2 protein-coding genes are annotated in these 6,937 nt (G+C 75.5%); both read right to left on the reverse strand.

Annotated features, from left to right (window positions below; all coding sequences use genetic code 11):
- Nucleotides 1-1,415: condensation domain-containing protein (locus tag ACFU74_RS34965; RefSeq protein ID WP_380764168.1), on the reverse strand; the 1,415-nt coding region annotated here is incomplete at its 3' end.
- A complete protein-coding gene (locus ACFU74_RS34970; protein ID WP_380764169.1) occupies nt 1,415-6,901 on the reverse strand; it encodes an amino acid adenylation domain-containing protein in 5,487 nt (1,828 codons plus the stop codon). The genes ACFU74_RS34965 and ACFU74_RS34970, both read right to left, overlap by 1 nt.
- Nucleotides 6,902-6,937 lie beyond the last annotated feature (36 nt).

Raw genomic sequence — 6,937 nt, forward strand, 5'->3', positions numbered from 1 at the left:
CCAACCGACTCCGCCACCCCCGTGGCATTCCACTCCACCAACAACCGCCGACGCTCCACCTCACCCAACACATCCACCGACCCCACCCGCGAAGCAGGGTCGAGGGCCACGGCCTCCAGCACACGGGCCAGTTGGGCGGCCGTCCGCTCGACGGTGGCGGCGTCGAAGAGGTCGGCCGCGCCGATGACGGTGCCGGTGAGCCCGGCCGGGCGGCCGGACTCGTCGAAGCGCTCCATGAGGACGACGTCGAGGTCGAACTCGCCCATCTCGTGGGTCCCGGTCAGCGGGCCGACCCGCAGTCCGGGCAGGTCCAGCGAGCGGCCGGCGCCGCGCTTGGAGACCAGGTCGGCGCTCTGCACGGTGGCCATGACCTGGAAGAGCGGGTGGCGGGCCATCGAGCGGGCCGGGGCGAGGTCCTCGACCAGCTTCTCGAACGGCACGTCCTGGTGGGCGAACGCGTCCAGGACGGACTCCCGCACCCGGCGCAGGACCTCGGCGAAGGTCGGGGCGCCGGACACGTCGGAGCGGATCACCAGGTTGTTGACGAAGCAGCCGACCAGGTCGTCCAGGCCCTCGTCGTTGCGGCCGGCGACGACCGTGCCGATCGGCAGGTCGGTGCCCGCACCGAGCCGGGACAGCAGGATCGCCAGGGCGGCGTGCAGGCCCATGAAGAGGGTGGAGCCGTTCTCCCTGACCACGTCCAGCAGCCGCCCGTGGGCGGCGGCCGGGACGTCGAAGGTCGCGGTGACGCCCCGGTAGGAGGCGGTCGCCGGGCGCGGCCGGTCGGTCGGCAGGGTCAGTTCCTCGGGCACGCCGGCGAGGGCGTCCCGCCAGTAGCCCACCTGCTCGTTGAGCAGGCTCTCCGGGTCGTCCTCCTCGCCGAGCAGCTCGCGCTGCCACAGCGCGTAGTCCGCGTACTGGACCGGCAGCGGCTCCCAGCCCGGCGCCCGCCCCGCCAGCCGGGCCCGGTAGGCCGCCGACAGGTCGCGCATCAACGGGCCCATCGACCAGCCGTCGGCGGCGATGTGGTGCACCACGAAGACCAGCACGTGCTCGTCCGGGGCCTCGCTGAACAGCCAGGCCCGGACCGGGATCTCCACCGCGAAGTCGAAGGCGTGACCGGTCGCCCGGGCCACCTCGCCCGCCAGCTCCGCCGGTGCCACCTCGGCGGTGACCAGCTGGAATCCGGCCTCGTCCAGCGGGAGGATCTTCTGCTGCGGCGTCCCGTCGACCGCCGGGTAGACGGTGCGCAGCACCTCGTGACGGCCGATCACATCACGCAGGGCGGCGCCGAAGGCCGCACGGTCGAGCGTCCCGGAGAGCCGCAGGACCACGGGGATGTTGTGGGCCGCGCTCGGGCCCTCCAGCCGGCCCAGGAACCACAACCGCCGCTGCGCGAACGACAACGGAAACATCAGTTCTCCTCCTGCTTGCGCATCGGCCGCAGTGCCGGCCGGCTCTTCCTCTTGCTCCTGGTGCCCGCCTGGGCGGTGATCCGGGCGGCGAGGGCCGCGGGCGTCGGATTCTCGAACAGCACACGGACCGGCACGTCGGCCCCCGTCACCGAACGCACCCGGCTGAGCAGCCGGGTCGCCAGCAGGGAGTGCCCGCCCATGGCGAAGAAGTCGTCGTCCGCACCGACCTCGGGCAGTCCGAGGATCTCGGCGAACACCGAGCACACCGCCTTCTCCTCGGCCGTGGCCGGCGCCCGGCCGGTGCCGGCGGCGGCGCCGAGGTCCGGTGCCGGCAGCGCCCGGTGGTCGAGCTTGCCGTTCACCGTCAGCGGCAACGCCGACAACTCCACGATCGCGGCGGGCAGCATGTACCGGGGCAGCCGCTCCGCGGCGTAGCCGCGCACCGCTGCCGCCAGGTCACCGGTGCCGTGATCGCCGAGGGCGCGCTCACCATAACCACGGTCGGCCGCCACGAGATAGGCGATCAACCGCTGCTCACCCGACTGCACTTGAACAGTCACCACGGCCCGCGCGACGTCCGGGTGCCCGGTGAGCACCGCCTCCACCTCGCGCGGTTCCACCCGGAAGCCGCGGATCTTCACCTGGTCGTCGGCCCGTCCGGCGTACAGCAGCCGGCCCTGCTCGTCCCAGCGGGCGCGGTCGCCGGTGCGGTACATGCGCCGTCCGGAGCCGTACGGGTCGGCGACGAAGCGCTCCGCCGTCAGGTCCGCCCGGCCCTGGTAGCCGCGGGCCAGCGCGGGCCCGGCCACGTACAGCTCGCCGAGCACGCCGGCCGGGACCGGGCGCAGCGCGTCGTCGAGCAGCAGGACGGTGGTGCCGGTGACGGCCCCGCCGATGGTCACCGGCTCGCCCGGCACCAGCGGGTCCGACATGGTGGCGCAGACGGTGGTCTCGGTGGGCCCGTAGGCGTCGATGAACCGCCGTCCGGGCGCCCAGCGGGCGGGCAGGTCCTCGCCGAGCGCCTCGCCGGCCGACACCAGGGCGGTGACGGAGGCCAGGTCCTCCGGCGACAGCAGCGCCAGCACGGCCGGCGGCAGCGTCGCGTGGGTGACCCGGTGGCGGGCGATCACCTCGGCGAGCCCGGCGCCGGGGAGCAGTTCCCCGGCCGGGGCCACCACCAGGCGGGCGCCGGTGCACAGCGCCATCACCAGTTCCCAGACGGCCGCGTCGAAGCCTACCGAGGCGAACTGCAGCACCCGGGAGGCGTCCGTCACCCCGAGCCGTTCGACCTGCGCGGCGACCAGGTTCGCGATGCCGGTGTGCGAGACCACCACGCCCTTGGGGCGGCCGGTGGAGCCCGAGGTGTAGATGACGTACGCGGCCTGCTCGGGGCGCGGCGCCGGCAGCGGGGCGGCGGCGGACGGGGAGGCCTGGACGGCCGCGAGCTCCGCCTCGGCCCCGGCGGTGCCGAGCACCGTGACCGGGAGGTCGGCCGACGGGGGCAGCGCCGCCCGGTCGGCCTCGGTGGTCAGCGCGTGGACCGGGCGGGCGTCGGCGAGCATGTACCCGATCCGGTCCGCCGGGTGCGCCGGATCCACCGGCAGGTGGACGGCTCCGGCCTTGGCGATCGCCAGGAAGGCGACGACCAGCTCGACGCAGTGCCCCATGGCCACCGCCACCACCGACTCCGGCCCGATGCCGCGGGCGGCCAGCAGCCGGGCGAGGCGCTCGGCCCGCAGGTCCAGTTCCGCGTAGGAGAGCTCCTGCTCCCCGTGGACCAGCGCGACGGCCTGCGGGTTCCGCGCGACCTGGGCCGCGAACAGCTCCGGCAGGGTCGCGCGGCCCGCGTCGTGCCCGGCGCCGGCGCCCAGGTCCAGCAGCGCCCGGCGCTCGCCGTCGGTCACCAGCGGGATCCGGCTCAGCGGCTGCCCGGGGTCGGCGACCACGTGCTCCAGCAGCCGCACCAGGCGGTCGGCCAGCTCGCTCGCGGTCCCCCGGTCCAGCAGGTCGGCGCTGAACTGGAGCGCGCCGCCGAGGCCGGCGGGGGCGCCGTCCTCGTCCACCCGCTCGGCGAGGCTCAGCATCAGGTCCGAGCGCGCCCCGCCGACCGCGACCGGCTCGGAGGCGATGGCCAGGCCGGGCATCCGCAGCTCGCTCCTGGGGGTGTTCTGCACCACCAGCGCCACCTGGAAGAGCGGCTGGCGGGCCGTCGACCGCTCGGGGGTCAGCTGCTCCACCACGTAGTCGAACGGGACGTCCTGGTTGGCGTACGCGGCCAGGTCCGTGCCGCGCACGCGTTGCAGCAGCTCGCCGAAGGTCGGGTCGCCCGACACGTCGGTGCGCAGCACCAGCATGTTGACGAAGAAGCCGATCAGGTCGTCCAGGGCGTCGTCCACCCGGCCCGCGACCGCGGCGCCGATCGGGACGTCCTCGCCGGCCCCCATCCCGCTCAGCAGGGCGGCCAGCGCCGCCTGCACCACCATGAAGACGGTGGCGCCCTCGGCCTTGGCCAGCTCCAGGATCCCGCGGTGCAGCTCCGGCCCGATCCGCACCGGCAGGTCGCCCGCCCGGTGGGTGGGGACGGCCGGGCGGGGGCGGGTCCGCGGCAGCGCGATCTCCTCCGGCAGCCCGGCCAGCGCCTCGCGCCAGTGGGCCATCTGCCCGGCCAGCACGCTGTCCGGGTCGCTCCCGCCGCCCAGCAGCTCGCGCTGCCAGATCGCGTAGTCCGCGTACTGGACGGGCAGCGGCGCCCACTGCGGGGCCTCGCCGCGCAGCCGGGCGGTGTAGGCGGCGGTCAGGTCGCGGGCCAGCGGGCCCATCGACCAGCCGTCGGTGGCGCTGTGGTGGACCGCCAGCACCAGCACGTGCTCCTCGGGGGCCTCCGCGAGCAGCCAGGCCCGGATCGGGATCTCGGTGGCGAGGTCGAACGGGTACTCGCCCACCTGCGCCAGCTGCGCGGCCAGGCCGCCCGGCGCCACCTCGACGACGGTCAGCTCGATGCCGGCCTCGGCCGCCGGGAGGATCCGCTGGTAGGGCTCGCCGTCCTCGACGGGGAGCACCGTGCGCAGGATCTCGTGACGCCCGACCAGGTCCCGCAGCGCCGAGCCGAGCGCCTCCCGGTCCAGCGAACCGGAGAGCCGCAGCGCGGTGGTGTTGGTGTAGGTGGCGCTGGAGGCCTCCAGCTGGCCGAGGAACCAGAGCCGCTGCTGGGCGAAAGAGAGCGGCACCCGCTCCGGGCGCGGCCGGGCGACCAGCGCGGCCCGTCCCGGGGCGGCCTGCGCCAGGCGGGCGGCCAGACCGGCCGGGGTCGGGTTCTCGAACAGCGCCCGGATCGGCACCTCGACGCCGAGCACCGCCCGCAGCCGGCCGACCAGCCGGGTCGCCATCAGCGACTGCCCGCCGAGCAGGAAGTAGTTGTCGTCGACGCCGACCGACGGCAGGCCGAGGATCTCGGCGAAGACCTGGCAGAGCAGTTCCTCGCGCGGACCGGACGGCCGGCGGCCGGCGGCGGTGGACGGGGCGTCCTCCGCCGCGGCGGACCGGGCCGCCTCGGCCGGGAACTCCAGCCGGCCGTCCGCGCTCCAGCGGACCCGGTCACCGGTGCGCAGCATCGCCCCGCCCGGGTTGAACGGGTCGGCGAGGTTCCGTCCGTCCTCCGGCCCGGCCGCGCCCGCCAGGTACAGCTCGCCCGCGGCACCCGCAGGCACCATCCGCAGGCCGCCGTCGAGCACGTACGCACCGGCCGGCTCGACGCCGTACCGCTCGCGCAGCACCGCCAGGGTCTGCGGCCGGGCCTGCGCCCCGGCGGAGAACGCCTCCAGCAGCCGCAGCCGCTCGGCGGGCCGCAGCACCTCCACCGCCGCCGGCGGAGCGTCCGGCGTCCGCTCCAGTGCGTCCGCCAGGTTGTCCAGCGCCGTCTCCAGCAGGGCGCGGACGCGGTCCGCGCCGACCTGGGCGGGTGCGTCCGCCGTGATGGCGAACCCGGTCCCGTCGTCGTCGACGGACACGCTCACCGGGTAGTTGGTGCCCTCCTTGGTGAGCAGCACCCGCACGCCGGACAGCGCGTCCGCGCGCTCCGGCTCCGACGACGCCGACGCCGACGCCGAATAGCGGTAGTTGAACAGCGCGCTGAACAGCGGGCTGCCGCCCGGCAGGCCGCTGGCCGTCTGGGCGACGGCGAGCGGGGCGTGCTCGTGCACCAGCAGGTCGGCCAGCTGCTCGCGCAGCCCGGCCAGCGCCCCGGCCACGGTGCCGCCGCCGAGGCGGACCCGGACCGGCAGGGTGTTGAGGAAGAGCCCCGGCACCCGGTCCGCACCGGCGCCGGCGTTCATCCGGCCGAACAGCACGGTGCCGAACACGACGTCGTCGCGATCCGACACGGCCGCGAGCACCCGGGCCCAGGCGAGGTGGAAGACGGTGGCCGGGCTGACGCCCAGCGACCGCGCCACCTCACGGGTCCGGCGGGCCGTCCCCTCGTCCACCGGCATCCGGCTGCGCTCCGTACCGGCGTTGTCGCCGTGCACGTCGGTCAGGCCGAACGGGGCGGTGGTCTCGTCGACGTCGCCGAGCAGCTGCGCGAAGTGGCGCTCGTGCTCCTCGCGCGGCACCCCGAGGCGGGCATGGGCGACGAACTCGCGGAAGGGCAGCGGGTCGGGCAGTTCGTCGGCACGCCCGGACAAGAACGCCCGCAGCTCGTCGAGCAGGATCTCCAGGGCGGTGTGGTCCTGGACGAGGTGGTGGATGCGCAGCAGCGCCAGCCACCGGTCCGTGCCCGGCTCGGCCGCGACATGGGCCGTCAGCAGCGGCGCCCGGTCGAGGTCCATCCACACACCGGCGGCGGCCTGCAACTGCTCGGCCACCGGCGGGCCGGCCGGGTCGGGTTCGACCTCGGTGACGGGCAGGGCGGCCTCGCGGAGCACGACCTGGACGGGCTCGCGCAGGCCGTCCCAGAGGATCGCCGTGCGGTAGATGTCGTGCCGGGCCACCACGCGCTGGAGCGCCGCGAGGAAGGCGTCGAGCCGCGCCCGGTCGTCGAACGCCAGGGTCGTCGGCAGGACGTAGGTGTCCCCGGCGTCCCGGTCGGCCATCAGGTGGTGGAAGAACAGGCCTTCCTGGAGGGGCGCGAGCGGGTAGACGTCGGCGATGTTCGCCGCGCCGCCGGGGACGGCGGCGACGACGGTGGCGAGTTCGTCCTCGGTGAGGTCGACCAGCGGCAGCATCGCCGGGGTCAGCGCGGTGGCACCCTCGGGAATCAGGTTGGCCGGGATCGCCACCTGCGCCGGACCCGCCACGGCCGCCAGGCCGGCGGGGGTCGGGGTGGCGAACAGCGCGCGCACCGAGATGCCGACGTTGCGGGCACGGAGGCGCTCGACCAGGGAGACGGCGAGCAGGGAGTGTCCGCCGAGGGCGAAGAAGTCGTCGTCCACGCCGACCGCCGGGAGTCCGAGGACCTCGGCGAAGGCCTGGCAGATCAGCTCCTCGCGCACGTCCGCCGGAGCCCGGCCGGCGCCGGAGACGTACTC

This window comes from Kitasatospora sp. NPDC057500 (genome assembly GCF_042802195.1).
Taxonomy (GTDB): domain Bacteria; phylum Actinomycetota; class Actinomycetes; order Streptomycetales; family Streptomycetaceae; genus Kitasatospora.